8 protein-coding genes and 1 pseudogene are annotated in these 16,901 nt (G+C 41.2%); all 9 read right to left on the bottom strand.

Going from position 1 to position 16,901, the window contains the following annotated elements:
- Nucleotides 1-160: 160 nt before the first annotated feature.
- The gene (locus DXA05_RS12845; RefSeq protein ID WP_128859220.1) at nt 161-3,481 is read right to left on the bottom strand and encodes a glycosyl hydrolase family 65 protein; all 3,321 of its coding nucleotides are present in this window, start codon (nt 3,479-3,481) and stop codon (nt 161-163) included.
- A gap of 31 nt (nt 3,482-3,512) precedes the next feature.
- Complete coding sequence (locus DXA05_RS12840; RefSeq protein ID WP_165861512.1) at nt 3,513-4,436, bottom strand: glycoside hydrolase family 43 protein; 924 nt, start codon at nt 4,434-4,436, stop codon at nt 3,513-3,515.
- Between the two features lie 205 nt (nt 4,437-4,641).
- Nucleotides 4,642-5,310, bottom strand: coding sequence for a DUF3826 domain-containing protein (locus DXA05_RS12835; protein ID WP_004300481.1), 669 nt, complete (start codon nt 5,308-5,310; stop codon nt 4,642-4,644).
- A 2-nt stretch (nt 5,311-5,312) separates the two neighbouring features.
- A pseudogene (locus tag DXA05_RS12830) lies at nt 5,313-7,050 on the bottom strand (thrombospondin type 3 repeat-containing protein).
- A gap of 326 nt (nt 7,051-7,376) precedes the next feature.
- Nucleotides 7,377-8,231: a DUF6261 family protein gene (locus tag DXA05_RS12825; RefSeq protein WP_004311799.1), complete on the bottom strand. Its 855-nt coding sequence runs from the start codon at nt 8,229-8,231 to the stop codon at nt 7,377-7,379.
- A 446-nt stretch (nt 8,232-8,677) separates the two neighbouring features.
- A complete protein-coding gene (locus DXA05_RS12820) occupies nt 8,678-10,870 on the bottom strand; it encodes a RagB/SusD family nutrient uptake outer membrane protein (protein ID WP_004311798.1) in 2,193 nt (730 codons plus the stop codon).
- 12 nt (nt 10,871-10,882) lie between these two features.
- Nucleotides 10,883-14,269 carry a TonB-dependent receptor gene (locus DXA05_RS12815; RefSeq protein ID WP_008640535.1) on the bottom strand — a complete coding sequence of 1,129 codons (3,387 nt, stop codon included), beginning with the start codon at nt 14,267-14,269 and terminating at the stop codon, nt 10,883-10,885.
- A 29-nt stretch (nt 14,270-14,298) separates the two neighbouring features.
- Nucleotides 14,299-15,735 carry a DUF4992 family lipoprotein gene (locus tag DXA05_RS12810; RefSeq protein ID WP_008640536.1) on the bottom strand — a complete coding sequence of 479 codons (1,437 nt, stop codon included), beginning with the start codon at nt 15,733-15,735 and terminating at the stop codon, nt 14,299-14,301.
- 159 nt (nt 15,736-15,894) lie between these two features.
- Nucleotides 15,895-16,788 carry a sugar phosphate isomerase/epimerase family protein gene (locus DXA05_RS12805; protein ID WP_074706494.1) on the bottom strand — a complete coding sequence of 298 codons (894 nt, stop codon included), beginning with the start codon at nt 16,786-16,788 and terminating at the stop codon, nt 15,895-15,897.
- Nucleotides 16,789-16,901 lie beyond the last annotated feature (113 nt).

The following is a 16,901-nucleotide window of genomic DNA, read 5'->3' as shown; positions in this document are numbered from 1 at the left end:
GGCAACGCCCTACGAAAAAAACACACCAGCCACAAGCCCTGAAAGGGCGGAACCATATACAATTATGCCCTTTCAGGGCGCAAATTCAGATTGTCGCTTTTACGTAGGGCGTTGCCCTACGCTATATAATTAAACCCTTTCAGGGCACTCCGCAAAATTATCATTTAAGTGCATTTTCACAAACGATTTTTGTCAATGTATTCGCCTGCCCTACTTCCTTACCATCTACAAAAATGCGCAATCCTTTTCCGCAATGATAGCGATCACCATTCTTATCCCAAAGAATCGTCAGATTATGACCATGATATAATACATTATCCAGGCAGAACCAATCCCACTTGTCAGCAGGAATTAAGGGGTTCACTTCAATCGTATTATCCAAACGCGGACGAAGCCCGATCAATCCTGTAATTATCAGGTCGTTGAAAGTGGAATGGTTATAATAACGGCTACGTTCCTGATCTCCTTTCAGCCAATAACCGGCCACCTCATCCAAATATTCACCAATATAGGGACGACCACGATGATACTGTGATTCCACATACAATTCCATCTGACGGAAATATACACTGTCAGACAATACAGTCTGCGGATAATTATTCATAAAGTTAGCCATTGCTGTCAATGTCTGTGCGGAAGCAAACGGCCAGATAGCACCGTCCCATTCACATTTGCCTACTCCACGTGTACGGAACTCCGGATGACGACGTTCTGCAGTTGTCAATCCATAAGGAGCAGAGAAGCCTTTTTCATCCATAATTTCTTTCCAGGCAATTTCATACTTTTGGGTGGTATCCGGCAGGTTGAAATACCAAGGAATATATCCGATTGCTTCACGCACATTCGCGGAAGAGTCCGTACGCATCGTCTCAAAAAACTGATGACGTGTATTCCACAATTCATTTTCTACCAGATTTTTCAAAGTATCCGCTCTCATGCCATATTTCATAGCCATCCCCTCATCACCGGAAAGGATTCCCATACATGAAAGTGCTTTGGCATTGCCATACATATAACTATTAATTGTCGGCCGGGCATATTTCTTCTTCCGCCCGCCACTGATTGATTCTTCCATACCATCCTGTACGTCACCCTGCCAATACAATCCGTTCTTCAAACGGTTTGTACGTTCCCAACGCTGATATTCGGTTTCCAGATCTTTCTTCATATCCAGCAGATAGTCCTTATCACCATCTACCATGTAACGAGCCAAAACAGCATCTGCGTTCCATGAGCTGAACTTATCCATTTTCTTCATCGGACCGCCATCATTGCCACGATACCATGTATGAATAATCTGATCCAAATATTTCGGATCACGCAACCAACGGCTTTCATAAATGTGATGTCCAATTGCACAGGCAATCAAATTATATTTATCTGAATAAGAACGCTGAACGAGAAACTCGGTCATGCCATAGCCAACAGGAGTCTCCTTGATATGCTTACGCAATGACCACCAACGATAATAATACATTTCTTCAAAGTTATGTTGCGGACACTCGAACAAAGGAATATTTTCCTCCATCCATTCCGAAGCCTTTGCATTGGGAATTGCCTGAACAATATTTTCGTCTTCCATACCGTTGAAATAGTCTACATAATGACTGAAGTCAGCATACTTTAAAAAAGCAGAAGACGCATCTTTATCTGCAGAAGATGTTTTCACATTGGCAATGCCATATTCAGCCAATGGATCTTGCGCACCTGCATTCGGCAGATCATAAGTCTGGTCGGCAGGAGTATCTACAGTCGGGAATGTACGAGGTACGCCAGTACGGAATACGATTCGCTCCACAGCAGCCACGGGCGCATAGAACATACGCAGCCCTACTCTCTTGCCATCTACATATACTTGAATATTACGATCAACAGTAGAAAGGACTGCTTCTACATGATAAACCTTTCCTGCTTCATATTTCATCATATTTGCAAACCGGGAGCCGCCTTTCAATCGGAAAATGCCATCATCAGTAAGTTCCATACGAGAACAGGCTATTCCATTCTCATCCAGAAATTCAATCTGGAGTGTGCCTTTATTATTCTGGCCGGCTTTCAAATCAAATGATACTTTCAATTCTTTAGAAGCCGGAATTTTACGTTCCACTTTGGCATAATCAAACGGATCTTTATCCTGCAACTTCAACCATTGATCCTCCAAAGAAACAGGAGCCCAAACCGGAGAATAAATATTCCAGTCAGTCAGTTCCGCAATTGATTTATTTTTAGAGAAATCATCATCCGCATGTGCTGAAGCATTTATTTCCACCGGGACAGGAATACGGGAAATCCACATATCTTCCTTGTTCACACTGTAAGAAACCCACAAATCACCATCGGCAGGTACCCCATTGCCTTCCTGAATACCACGTGGATATTGAGGACCGTATGATTTATAATTTCCTCCATAACGCATGGGAGTGATTTCACCATGCACCAGATTCAATGTTGTATATTCCAATCCATCTTTACTCAAAGATATAGCCAGCGGCCAACGAAATTCCGACGGATTATATACAGTAGCGTATGTACCATCACTTAAACGCTGTCCCCAAATTTTCGCGTTGCTATTAACGAAACCTTTTGCACGAAGCACAGGCTCTGCCCAAGTATGTCCGCCATCCTCACTGATAGAGGTAAGCGCATGTTTCCAAAGACTGGCAATACGTCCATCCGGCAATGTATAACAATTGAATGCTTTGTATCCTTTCTTCAGCGGGAGAATAGGATCTTCACGGTCGGCTTCTTCCACCCACTGCATCATATACAGCGGATTGTCAAGAATTTCCTGGCAAGCCTTCACAAACTCACGATCCTTGCTTTTCTTAAAATACGGATAATCAGTATTCTTTTCATTAAATCCATGATTATAATAAATGAAATAGATCGGTCCGTAAGAACCGTCTTTCTTTATTTCACGAACCACCCGGCCAATACCGTTTCCATCATTGGGATCATCTTTTTTATCCAAAGCAACTCCATAATTTCCCATTGTAATCAGCTTGCCGGATTTAGAAACATAGAATCCGACACGCTGGTGCATAATGGCAATCAGATCTTTGGCCTGCACACCCGGACGAGACTCTTTGGTGTATCCATCGGGAACTTGATAAGGAGGAAACACAATTTCCGGATTTGTCCAGCGATATCCATCCTTCGATGTCATCAGAAAAGTCTGTGAAGGCGGTACGTGTTCGTCAGAAGGATCTGCCAGGTATTGATAGAAAAACTGTCCATTCCAATAAGCCAGCATCGGCTGATGATTATACGTCCATCCATTGCCGTTCGAAGCATCGGGATGTTCACGATTGGCACGTACCAACTGAATGTTATGTACTCCGACTACCGGAGACAGTTGTCCGTCGTGACAAGCAGGGTTCGATAATTCTTTTCCTGTATAATGAATTCTATCTTGTGCAAAGGCTGTAGTAGTCAACCAACCGGCAGCCAGTACAAAAAGAATTTTAGCAGAGTTGTTCATGATTTATTCTGATTTAAAATTGTTTCCGGGTTTATTTCTTTTCTTCCAGCAATGTTTTTACGACTGATTCCGGAGCCGTAAATATGGTTCCATGCTTATGCCCTACAGGGATGCTTACCTCTTCTGTTACATCTGTAAAGTTCCGGAAATCCTTCGTACGCATAGCGCCATATATTTTTTTCTTATATACATCAAAATAGATTAGATAATCGTCTCCCACTTTCTCTACAGACGGTCCTTCTACAAAGGATTCAGTGAAAGGTTGGGATGCGGGTGAATAAGGACCGGTCATAGAATCGGAAAAAGCGATTTTCAGATTACGTTCTGGACGGGTGTTATCCTTGAGTACCATTACATAGTCATTCTTTGCCCGTTTCACGATAACGGCATCAATGGTACTGAATCCCGGATCATACAAAAGTTTTGCTTTCGAAACGGTTTTAAAATCTTTTGTAGTGATATAGTATAAACGATGATTATTATTCTCTTCTTCTATCCCCTTTTCGAAACGTCCGGGGACACAGGAAGCCCATACGACCATGAACTGATCGTTCTCGTCGTCATAGAAAATTTCCGGAGCCCATACATTAATGGTAGTCGGTTCGTTTACCATTACAGGAATCATCTGTTGTTCCGACCAATGGATCAGATCTTTGGAATGTGCGTAGCCAAATCCTAAATCACCTTTCCAACTTGTAGTCCAGACCAAATGGTAGGTTCCATCCGGGGTACGTACCATCGAGGGGTCCCGCATGAGCTGGTGCTGTCCCAGTTCCGGCTTTAGCCAAACTCCTGGAATACTGTCCCAGTGAATTCCGTCCTCACTATATAAGTATCTCAAACCCTCATCAGCCGGTTCATGAAACGAAGTGAACATGTAGTAGTCTTTGTTCCCCCCACAAGAAGCCAGAAACAGAAGACTTATTGCGGCTAATGTATTTCTTAACTTTTTCATTTCTATATTCTATATTTGTATCTTTTATACAGAGGAGACGATAGAAAGCGTCATTTGTACTCAAATATACTAGAAGAATCAGTAGATTCAAAATTTATATACGATAAAAGGGCGACTCTCCGAGCCACCCTTTCCACCATCAAACAAACTAACCATTTACAATGGGAAAGAATTTCACTTCTTTTTATAGTATCTTATTTTTTAATTATATAGAACCTCCACGGGCTTTTATACGTTTATACCATTCCTCTCGTTCTTTCTTCAGGTCATATCCACGTTTAGCCAGATAGTTGTTGATACGTCCTTTGTATTTTCCGAAAGCAGCGTGTTTCTTATTCGAATTTTCTGCATCCAACGCAAATTCACGAGCCTCTATCAACCAAGCATAGATTTGAGCTTTTTCTTCTTCTTTCAAAGTAGGGATCATGTCCAGATGTGAGTCATAAGTCACTTTTACTACTCCATAAGTCATGCCATCTTTAACGGCTTCTATTTGCTTTTCATCAAGAAAGAGGGATAAATTGGCAGGAAAAGCGAAATGTGAACGATATAGCGCCGCATCTTTTTCATTTTCCGCAGCTTTCAAAGCTTCATTTTTAGCCTCACCAGTCAACCCGGATTCTTTTACTTTCTTGACTTTCGCATCCCGTACCTCATAAATATCATTTAATTCGAAGTAACGATTGGCTATGACATTGCGAACATCTTCGGCTATTTTCGCATCTGTAAGTCCGAGTTTATCAACGATCTTTTGTGATCGGCCGACAATAGACTTTACATATTCAGGATCACGATTCTCTTTATTTAAGTCGACTGCCTGCGCAGACATCCAACCGGAAATAAAAAGCAATGATAGTATCAGTATCTTTTTCATAATTACATTAATTTTCCTTTTTCAGCCAATGTATCGTAGTTGTTCTTCATATCTCTCCAATCTACTTTATGCTTTGTACTAATACCGTTGATATATTTTTCAATATTCGTATATCCGTCACCAGTACAGTCTTTATTGGCATCACTCGGGTCATTCGGATTTAATCCGTTAGCAATTTCCCATTCGTCCGGCATACCATCTTTGTCTGTATCAACATAAGGAGTACCTTTGTATTCAGGATAACCACCCATCTGGCGAATATCAGTAATAATACCCTGCTTATAAGAATCTTTCGGTAAACGACGATACTTGAACTGTCCGTCTTCTCCCATTGACTTAGGAGACAAACCTGTCAAGTCACCATAAGCGTCTTTAGGAAGTTTCTTTTCATAATAAGGAATACCCGTTCTTACTTCTTCAATCACACGTTCGTCAACAATATCACGACAAGGAATATTCGCGCCTACATGTTTCAATACATAGTCATAAGCATCTTTAGCTCCCATGATATTGATATACGGCATCTCGAACGGCTGATAGCTACGCATGTATTCAGTATATCCGTCAGTGTTCGGTTGAGTTTCAATCTGAATACCGCCATTCCAGTTATCTTTAGTTATTTCAGGATAGCCTTCCATTATATTTCCGTCGGCATATACTCGCCATATTCTTTATGATCCAGCTTACTACGTCCTGCTTCCGGTTTCAAGATACGATGTCCTACATTGGAATCCTTAGGAGTAGCAGGTCCCGGTTTGTAGTAGTTGTTAATCATATTGAACATCGCGGTATAATCACCACCATCGGAAGAACGGTGCACCCAATTGAATACTACATTATTAACGAAATTGAATATACCATCCAGCCGATAGAAGGATTACGTCCGGAGTTACTAGCCCAAAGGTTACGGGCAAATGCACAGTTCTCACCACCTAACGTGCTACCAAACGCATGATTGTATGTATCCAACGCTTTTGCCGAGATAGTATTTTGAATAGTTACGTTTACAGTAGGAAGTTTCAAATCTTTGCTTTCATATTGTCCTTCACTCGGGTCGTACATGTGGCGATAGAAAGAAATGTTTTCATCCAATCCCCATGTACAGGAGCAGTGGTCGATCATTATATTACCAACAGGGTTACCTCCGAAAGAGTCATCACGATGCCATACTTTCGTTTCTCCACGACGGAAACGCATATGACGTACAACAACATCATGTGTATCTACCCAAAATGATTCTCCAGCAATACAAACACCGTCTCCTGGAGCTGTTTGTCCGGCAATAGTTACGTAAGGAGCACGGACGATAATCGGAGATTCCAGACGGATGATACCGGCAACATTAAATACGATAATACGTGCACCACCAGTTTCACATGCTTCACGGAAAGAGCCCGGTCCACGATCATTCAGATTTGTGACAGTTATCACTTTACCTCCACGACCACCGAAACTGTACATACCACCACCTTCAGCACCTGGGAATGAAGGGATATCAGCCTGTGGCAAATCGTACGGACGACCAGCCCAAGGAATATATGGACGTCCTTCTCTAGCTTCTTTTTGTACTATCGGCAACGCTTTTGCCCATGCTTCATCAGAGCGTTTCCGCTCTTCAGTCATCATTTTTGTATAGTTTTCTTTGGCTTCGCCAGATATTTGTGGGTATTGCGCCCATGCAACGGTCGGAGTCAACATTGTTGCAGCAAAAACTGCTAAAAGTACCTGTTTCTTCTTCATTTTTATTTGGTTTTGTGAAGTTGTTAATTCAAAAATACAATAATAAGACGAAAGAAGAAAAGATTTGTAATCAGTGATGATGATCTTTTATCAAATGCGGGGGAGAGAAACGACTTTCCAGTCTCCAATGGTCCGTGTAGTACTATCGAGAATCACTTTGCTGAAAAGTGTCTTTTTCTGCCGGTCATTTCTCTATCGGAAGAAAAAACGACGAAGGAAGGAATGTGTCACACACGAAATCCGAATAACCGGAATAGCTTGGTGTAAAAGAAAAGAGGGAATCTTAAGATTCCCTCTTTTCACATTTTCTCTTCTATTAGCTGCCGTCAGAGAGCCGGATCGGGAGCTTCGCCACTGTCGCTGCCACCGGAAGGAGGAGTTACTCCACCGCCTTCATCAGGATCGGGAGCTTCACCTTCACCAGGCGTTATCGTTCCGTTGCCTCCGGAAGGCTTTGAGGGAGCCGTAATACCTTTACGACGATTATAAGCAGCTTTTGTTTCGGCTATGACTTGGTTGAGAGCAGTAAGAAACGCTGAAGCTTCCGTTATGGAGGGAGTCAGTATATTGACAGCGGTTATGTGCATCACCAAGTCATCGTAGAGTGAATCAAGCTGCGCACGCACAGTCTTTGAGTCCGCAACCGATTCTGCTGTACGAGTAACGGAACGGGCGTCTGTCAGTGCCGAATAGTTTTTATTGGCGGTTTCGAGTGCCGTTAATATGGCATCCAAATTGAGTGCCGTAACGGCGGTTTTCACGGCTTCCTTGCGGAAATCAAGCAGTAGTCCGCTGATGGCTGCCGTTTCCTCCATATTGCGCATGCGTGCCAGTCCGGTATAAGGGCGCACCGTGATTTCCAAGGTATTATATGCATCTCGTTGCGCTGCCAACGGTGAGTTTTTGGCCGCACGGACAGTAGCCAACAAATAACTGACATACGAATCGCGTTCGGCATCCAGTTTCAGTAAATCCTTTGTTTCGGCGTTGGCCGTGGAACGGTTCACCAGGTCTTCCATTTGTACCAACTTCGGCTTGATGCTGTTCACGATGTTTGTTACTGTCAGTTTGGAAATACTTCCTGCGGTGAGGAGTGTCAGCACACGATTCATGAAATTGGTGTACTCAGTGTTGTTCAGTTGTGACAGTGTGATACCGTCTGCTTTTTGATAACTTCCCATAATTTTTTCTTTCGGGATTCATACTTGTTCTATCTATCTCTGAAAAATTCGAAGTCCGGACAAGCCCGCGAAATGGTTGCTGTAAATTCGCGGACGTTTTGCATACCTGTGAAAGCATTTTTTAAAATTTGCAGGCGTTTTTCAAGCTTGCAAAAGCGATTTAAAAAGTTTTCCGGCATTTTACAAGCTTAGGAAAGCGTTTCTGGAAGTTTGCAGGCATTCAGCAGGCTTGGGGAAGCGTTTTGAGAAGTTTGCGAAGGCAAAGATAACTAAAATCAGCTGATTTAACGAACAAAAATTCACCAATTCCTGCCGTCTTCTCAAAGAAAAGAGGGAGGAACCGGTGAATTTCTATGGTTTTCGATGCCGAAGCATCCTGTGATTCATCTCCGATGTAATTATCCCTGCACCGAAATGCAGGGTCTTATCGAAGGAAGTTGAGTTTTTTATTCAGCCAGCGGGTCAAAAGTACCGTTTGCGCCACCGTTGTTGTAATCTCCCCAGCCGATGGTTTGCAGCAATGTACTATTATTACCCTGGATACCTTGATGGAAACCAAGGATATAATACCTTGGAAGGAACGCGATATACAATGGAGAATGGCTATCATCATAAGAATCGCCTTTCTTTGTCTTACGGGTCAAATAATTTGAATAAAATTCTTTCAGCCTATCCTGTTCGCTGGCAAGATCCTTTCTCAAATCCATTGCAGCCGGACGGGTAATTCCAGCTTTTACTAACGGATCGTCGTCAACATTTGTTCCACCAATGCCACCGTTTACAGTTGTACGGAATTCAAGATTCTCGCGACGTTGTCCGTTGAGTGGCTTAAAACCAAGATATGTACATGTGTTTCCACCCCAGCCAGTCAGTTTCCAAGTAGCAGGCGCACCTTCAGGAAGTTCTATGCCGCCATCAAACAACATCCAGCGACGCATATCATCGAAACGTTTTCCTTCGTATGCCAATTCAATTTGACGTTCATACATGATAGCTGCCATACATTTAGCTTGGTCACCGTCCAAACCTGCTTCCAATCCATAATTATTTTCAGCTTTATAACCAACACGAGCACGGATTTTTTGTAATTGATCAACGGCAACTCCCATCTCACCCGCATTACATGCTGCTTCTGCATAATTAAGTAATACTTCCGCATATCTAATCTCCATATACGGCGCGGCAGAACGTGTGAATCCCCCGGACTTTTCATCATAGACATAACGGGCAATAGCATTCACATCTCTGTCATCAGAGCGTTTACGTACATAAAAACCTTTTACATCATTAAGGAGACCATCAGCGCCATAGGTCACACTGCTATTGGCTTCAATATCATCTACATAAGCTGCATCCGTATACCAGGTATAGTTCCAAAGTTCATAATCAGGACCATTGTGCGGGTATCGGTTCCCTTGTGTCGTAGGATTACCGACAAACGACCAACGAACTCCCGGGAAAGCGAATGTACGATAGAAGCGCGGATCACGATCGACGAAAGGAAATTCGCGATAATAAGGTATATCTGATTTAGTTAACGTATTGTATGTTTCACAAGTTGCAGGTATCTTGCCGTCAGACATAGGAAACATATCTACCAACATGGCGGAAGGTGTTTTGCCACCTCCTCCTCTAGCATTGTACGGCCGGATGCCATTTTCCCATGTATTATTCTTACGATAATCAGGAACTCCTTCCGTCAGCGTGTTGTGTAGCGTTACAAATACAGCTTCTTGACTCGGCACTTCAGTAAAAAGATTAGCCCAACCGGAAGCGTTCACACCGGGATTACTTTCATTAGCCAAGCCATATCCGGCAGCTGTCAGCACGTCAATAGATCTTTTTATATCATTGTAAGCCTGTGTCCAACGAGACAAATCATTGGAGCGATTAAATAACGGACTGGCATATAGTACACGTACTCGACCCAACAAAGCCACTGCTGTACCGGAAGTAACACGACCGTAATTATCACCAGACATCCATTGTCCGGCTCCCGTAAAAGGTGCTAACAATGTTTCAGCTCTCTCCAAATCGTCACAAATAAATTTGAAACAATCCTTTGCGGAAGAACGGGGAACAACAGAACTTTCAACAGGTTCCTGTACTTCCGTAATGATGGGCACACCACCATACCATTTCACCAAATTATAATAGCACCATGCACGAAAGAAGTAAACCTGCCCTAACAACTCATTCTTTTCTTCCTGCGAAAGCGTGCTTCCTTCAATGCCTGCAATGACATCATTAATATTACGAATACGTCCATAAGCGGAAGTTATAGGATCACCTTTCGTTCCTTCAAAGTAATCAGGTACAGGATTATTTCCGGTTTGATAAGTCAACGGCTTGAGTGGATCGACAAAAGCACTGAATCCACTATATTCTTCAGTCGACTTAGATTGGTCGTCTGCTAAACCGGTACTGTTATACATTGAACTGGGAGTAGCCTTAGGATCTGGCAGACATACTCTATAAACATCTGCTACACGTCCCAGTGCACCACTCCAATAATTATAAGCATCGGCAGTAGTGCTGTCAAAGTTCTGCTTGTCTTGCATGAACTGGTCGCTACAAGAAGTAAACGCAGTCATCGCCCAAAAAGCTACGCTGATACGGAATATATTTTTTCTTTTCATTTTACTGTTCTTTTAGAATGTTAAATTAACACCAATCGTGAATTTACGCAGGGTAGGATAATTCCCATAAGTAGTCATCGGATCAATAAAATTATCCGGATAAGGATTATAGAAACTTAATAGATTCTGTCCTGTAATGTTAAAACGGCAACTTTCGATACCTATCATTTTTGTATATTTTGACGGTATACGGTAAGCTAATGTAACGCGATTCAGTTTGACACGTGTTCCGCTTACTCTCCAGAAAGAAGAAGTTACTGCATTCACGCTGCCCCATCTCAAGTTCGGATATTTTCCATTGCGATTGGCTTTCACCACTACATTACCTGCTGCATCTACTACGTCGTTATACACAAACATATTGTCTGTAGTCCAGAACGAAGGCATATTTGCATATTCCAAATCATTATACTTATTAGCCGATGTTCCTTGGTTTCCTAAAGAAATTGCATCATCAGGCAAGAAACTATAACCACCCCAGCTCGCATTAAACTGAGCTGTCAAAGAAAGCCCCTTCCATTCTGCGTTCAGGTTCATTGTCATGCTGTAAGGATTGCTTCGATTAGATAACCGTACTTGGTCATCTTCAGAGCTAACCACACCATCCGGTCCGGCGTATGTACCATCATCTTGTCTGGCTCCACGCACGTCTTTATAAATCAACATACCCGGTTTTACATCTTCTTTAACGTTACCCATATAGGAAGTAATATTGTACTTGGCAAAATACTCGTCAATATCCTGATAGCTGCGGAACATACCGATACACTGCATACCCCAGATGCCTTGATCCAAACGATCACCCTTCTTATAGCTCTTATAAGTAGGCTTCTGATCCCAGTCTCTTACCAAAATCTCATTATCACTATACCCGGTGTTCAACTGAATTTTATACTTAAAATCCTTACCTATCTTGTCTCTCCATGTAGCAGACAGTTCGATACCATAAGTATTCAATTCTCCATAATTCACTTTCGCAGAATTAGCTCCCACTGTAGATGGAACAGAGGCATTATAACTAAGCAACATCTCACGGTTCCATTCATAGTAAGCGTCAATATTGAATGATAAACGATTATCGAGAACATTGAAATCAAGCCCCAAATTACCTTTATAAGATTTATCCCAATGAGCATCCCGATTGATTGCTGCATTGTTTTTATTCATTGTGAGGTGACTACCGGCATTGGCCTCTGTACTAGTGCCAAATACTGGCCCTTTATCCTTATCTGTTCCGTAAGTCTGCAACCATTGCCATGCTGTTGTATTATCACGACCGGTCAAACCAAAAGATGCACGCAACTTTAAGTAATCAATCCATGTAACGTTCTTAGTAAACCATTCTTCTTGTGAAACCACCCAACCAGCAGATACTGACGGGAAAAATCCCCAATAATTTTCAGGAGCAAACTTGGTGGAAGAATCCGAACGAAGCAGGAACTCCAGTAAATATTTGTTATCATAAGAATAATTCAAACGACCGATATAAGATAAATTACCCGACTCAAAACGAGTGAATTCTGTACTAGGAGTACTATTCCAGTCTACCGAATTAGATTGTCCTGTCGTAAATTCGTATGGGTTAGTAACCATACCGTACAAATATTCTGTTTCTGATTCAGACTTTTCAATGGAGAATAAACCTCCTACAGAATGTAGTCCGAAATCCCTATTATATGCTGCAGTAAAGTTCATCTGATAGTTATCCGAACGAGTCATGGAACGAGACAAATATCCAGTAATATCACTTGTACTGGAGTTAACCACCGGTTTTCCACTATTTGCCAAATAAAAACTAGTATTTTCAAATGCACTGTTATCCGCTCCTTCAATTGGAGTATACAAATGTTCTCCACTACCAGAACGAGTCTCCAAATAATAAAGATTATAAGAAGTACCATAATCATTTGTCTTATTCGTATTGACACTCTTCGAATAAGTAAACTTCAATTTCAGTCCTTTCAACCATTTATTCCATCCGAAATCGTATTCCAACCCGGCATTAATATTCATGTTTGATGTCATGTTTCGTTTATAGTCGCCATTATTCTGAAGTACATTGAAATTGTAATTCTGAATATTACTTACCGATGAATTAGTAGGACCGTAAGCAGCTACCGCATATTCACCCACATATTCGGGAATATAATAAGGATGTGTCAACAGCGTATTGTAATCTTTCTCTGCAGACGAACCTCCGACCTGATTCAGAGGAGTATTTTTCTTTCCATAATCACCGGAGACCTGTACATTCGCTTTTATCCACTTGCTGATTTTCACATCTACACCAGCACGGTAATTCCAACGATTGTAATCCAGCTTACCTAAGTTACCATCCTGATCAAAATAAGAAATTCCGGCAAAATAACTGGCTTTTTCAGTAGCACCGCTCAGGTTTACACTATGCTGCTGCGTCAATGCGGATTCCCAATATTTATCCAGTAAATCATAGTGCAAACTTTTCATGGCATTCAACTCATCCTGCTGAAAAATAGCTCTTAACGGATCAATACTTGTCTCCGTCGGGTCAGCCATACGTACTGCATTCCATAACTTGCCATACTCATACGCATTCAACATCTTAGGACGAGATACTTCATCTGTAATACCAAATGTTCCATTATATGAAATTTTAGGCGCACCTAACTTTCCCTTTTTTGTGGTTACCAGAATAACACCATTTGCTGCACGAGCACCGTAAACTGCTGCAGAAGCATCCTTCAAGATAGAAATACTTTCCACAACTGATGGATCTAAGTTGTTAAACGCTTCCGCACCCAAATTAGTATAAGTACTTCCCACTTTTACTTCCGTAGGATAAATGTAACCATCAATAACATACAATGGCTGCAGGTTGGTACCTCCCATTTCTTCCAACTCACCATTCTGACGAATAGTAATCGTAGCGTTTTGTCCCGGACGAGTATCACCTCCGTTTACAGAGATACCATTTGCCAAACCGCTCAATGTACTGGCCAAACTTCCACTTGAAATATCCTGAATATCATCAACGGGAACAGTGGCGATAGCACCAGTCAAATGCGCTTTCTTCTGCGTACCATAACCCACAACTACAACTTCATCCAATTGCTGCGTATCTTCCTTCAAGATGATCTTTGTCAATTTGAATGGAGCAGAAAAACGTTGTGGTACATATCCTATATAAGAGATTTCCACTTCCTTACCATCAGGAACATTCAATGTGAAATTTCCATCTAAATCCGTTATTGTTCCCACTGTTGTTCCTACAACCTTTATGGCAGCTCCAATAATAGGTTGCTCGGTCTCATCCAGCACAACTCCTTTGAATGTTTTAGTATTCTGTGCTATTGTCGGCAAAGCCATCACAAAAGCTAGAAGCAGGCTGATACTGATTCTATATATATTCTTATGTTTCATCTTTATCGTATTCTAGATTTATTATCTTTTTAATTTAACCAACGCGGGTCGCCACTACCATGAGCAAATACTTCGGGAGCACTCGGAGTAAAATCACCGTTTGCAGCATCAGCGAATCCCGGATCCACGCCATAAGCAGAATTGCTCTTATCACCATCCGCACGATTTGAAGTCTCATCCAGTGGCAATGCGCCATTGTACCAATAACAGTTATTTTCAAAAGTTGCAGCTACCTTTGTACCCTGCATTCTTATACGACGATTGAAATTTCCCGAAAATGAGTCAATAAACAAATTGTTCTTTGAAATTACCTCATTATGTGTCTGTGACCAACCATTGCCATTAAAACTCTGTCCGGAATAGGAGAGATTATAGAATGTATTGCTTATAAATGTCATCGATCCTCTTGACCAACCATCATAACTGGTTGTTTGTCCACCTCCATAACGTAAAAAACGAGAACCGTTTTGGTTATGACTATAAATCGTAGAGTTACTTATTTCGAAGTCTTTCACAATCGAACTGCTAGAGTTAAAGTTTATCAGGTCAGCAGCTTGATAGCAATCTATTACACAATTTCTGATTGCAAAATTTTGAATACCATACTTCTTTCCGTTAATGTGAACTAAGTATTTTCTAACAGCCTTGATATTGCAAGATTGAATAACCATAGGATTAGTTACTTTTCCATGATCGGTTCTCTTTGTATCCAATATCTCTTCCGGAACATCACCAAACTTTAAAAAAGCCCCATCTGTCACTACATCACAATCAAAGTTGATAAACTTCAAGGCTAATCCTCCACCACAAGTAATAATAGAAGCCGGAGCAGTGAATTTCACATTCGCATTCCCGCGTGTTTTATTTCCGCGCAACTGTACATTATTTACGCCAAAGTTCAAATCTCCTGAAATATAATACGTCCCTCCTGCTTCCAGTTCGAAAGCAACTTCTGTATCTTTTCCCGTAGTCACCGGATGTTCAGCAAAATATGTAGTCAAGTCTGTACCATTAGGAACAAGCGTTGCGGCAACAAGTGTAGACCAACTGATTTCAGTGGCGGAAACGGAAGCTGTATTATTCAACTTTTCATTCCCCAATGCTGCAATCTCAACCTTATAGTTCGTATCTTCTACCCAAGGACATACTACAGCCGTCCCGTCTACAATACTGTCCTTCACTACAGCTACAGGATGATCAGGGTCATCTACAATGTACATAGAAAATTTATAACCACCTGCCCCCATAACAACAGACCAAGTAACTTTTACATTATTTTCAGTTGTAGCCAGTTTTTCAAAAGCCACATCCGATGCTTTCGGCGAATCCAATTGCGTATTCGTCACGCCACCGGAGAAGGTTTCTTCATCAAAACCATCTCCAGCACAAGAGCCCATAAATAAAATCATCGATAAACAAGCTATGCTCCCGACAACTTTCATTTTAATCTTCATCTTACTCTTCATAGATTAAATTTTAATTTAAACAAAAATAATATATTATATCTTCAAAATCTAAAAGTTCTTTTAAGGAAAGACGTACAATCAAAAAATATGTAATCACTTAAAAGAATAAAAAAATAGATTTTGCACTTTTTTCTCTCTTAACTATATCATAATATCCTCCTATCTCTGTTGAAACACCTCTTTCAAATACTTAATATTCGTACCATAATTCTTTTTCACGTTCCGCACGTCATTCTTGTCACGCGAACGTTCTACCACCAGCCATCCACTCCATCCCATCTTATCCAGTGTCTTTTTCACCTTATTCATGTCCAATCGTTCATTATAAGGTAAAGTCACTCCATCTGTGTCCGTACAGTGAATCTGGCAAATCCTCTTTTTCCCCAGAATCTTCAACTCCTTGCACAAATCCCTTCCATTCTCCAATGCATTTTGAAATTTAAAATAGATCTTGATTCCGGGAGAATTAATTTCTTTCAGTAGTTTCACATCTCCTTTTGCATCCAGTTGAGTTTCAATACCAATCACCACTCCTTCAGAAGCTGCCATATCTCCTACCTCCTTCAAGCGTTTTACAACTTCTGTCCGTAGTGCCGGAATCTTTTCCCATCCGGCTTTGATTCCTCCCAAAGGAAGAAAGGCAACTTTGGCATTCATCACTTTCATGGCATGAAGGCAATCCTGAACTAAATCTTTATAGTTAGCTCGTTCCAGAAAAGACTGTCCATAGAAACCGGACATAGCAATAGAAGAAACTTCTAATTGATATTTTTGAGCAGTTTCACGAAATAACTGCTGGAAATGAGGTTCGCGCAATTTATTATCAAACATTTCCCTCTTGCCAAGACCACCCATATCCAATTCTACACCGTCACCATTCAATTCATGTACCAATTGGAATGAACCGATTTTCTGACGTTTCAGAATCATCCAGTCACATACGGCTATTTTATAACGTTGTTCCTTTTGCTGCGATCCGGCAATTGCCAATAGAGGAAAACACTCTGCAAGTATCAATATCCAAAGGATATGTTTAAATAAATTTCTTCTCATTTTTTATTTTATTGCATACGATTTACATAGTAGACGTATGGAATAGATTTTTGTAATCACCTATAAAACAGAGAATAACTAAAAATACTACGGAGTATAATTTAATAAAAGTA

Origin of the sequence: Bacteroides sp. AM54-2NS (assembly GCF_003602935.1) — a bacterium.
GTDB lineage: Bacteria > Bacteroidota > Bacteroidia > Bacteroidales > Bacteroidaceae > Bacteroides > Bacteroides xylanisolvens.
Note: the sequence above shows the minus strand (reverse complement) of the source record. Positions and strands in the feature narration are given on the sequence as shown.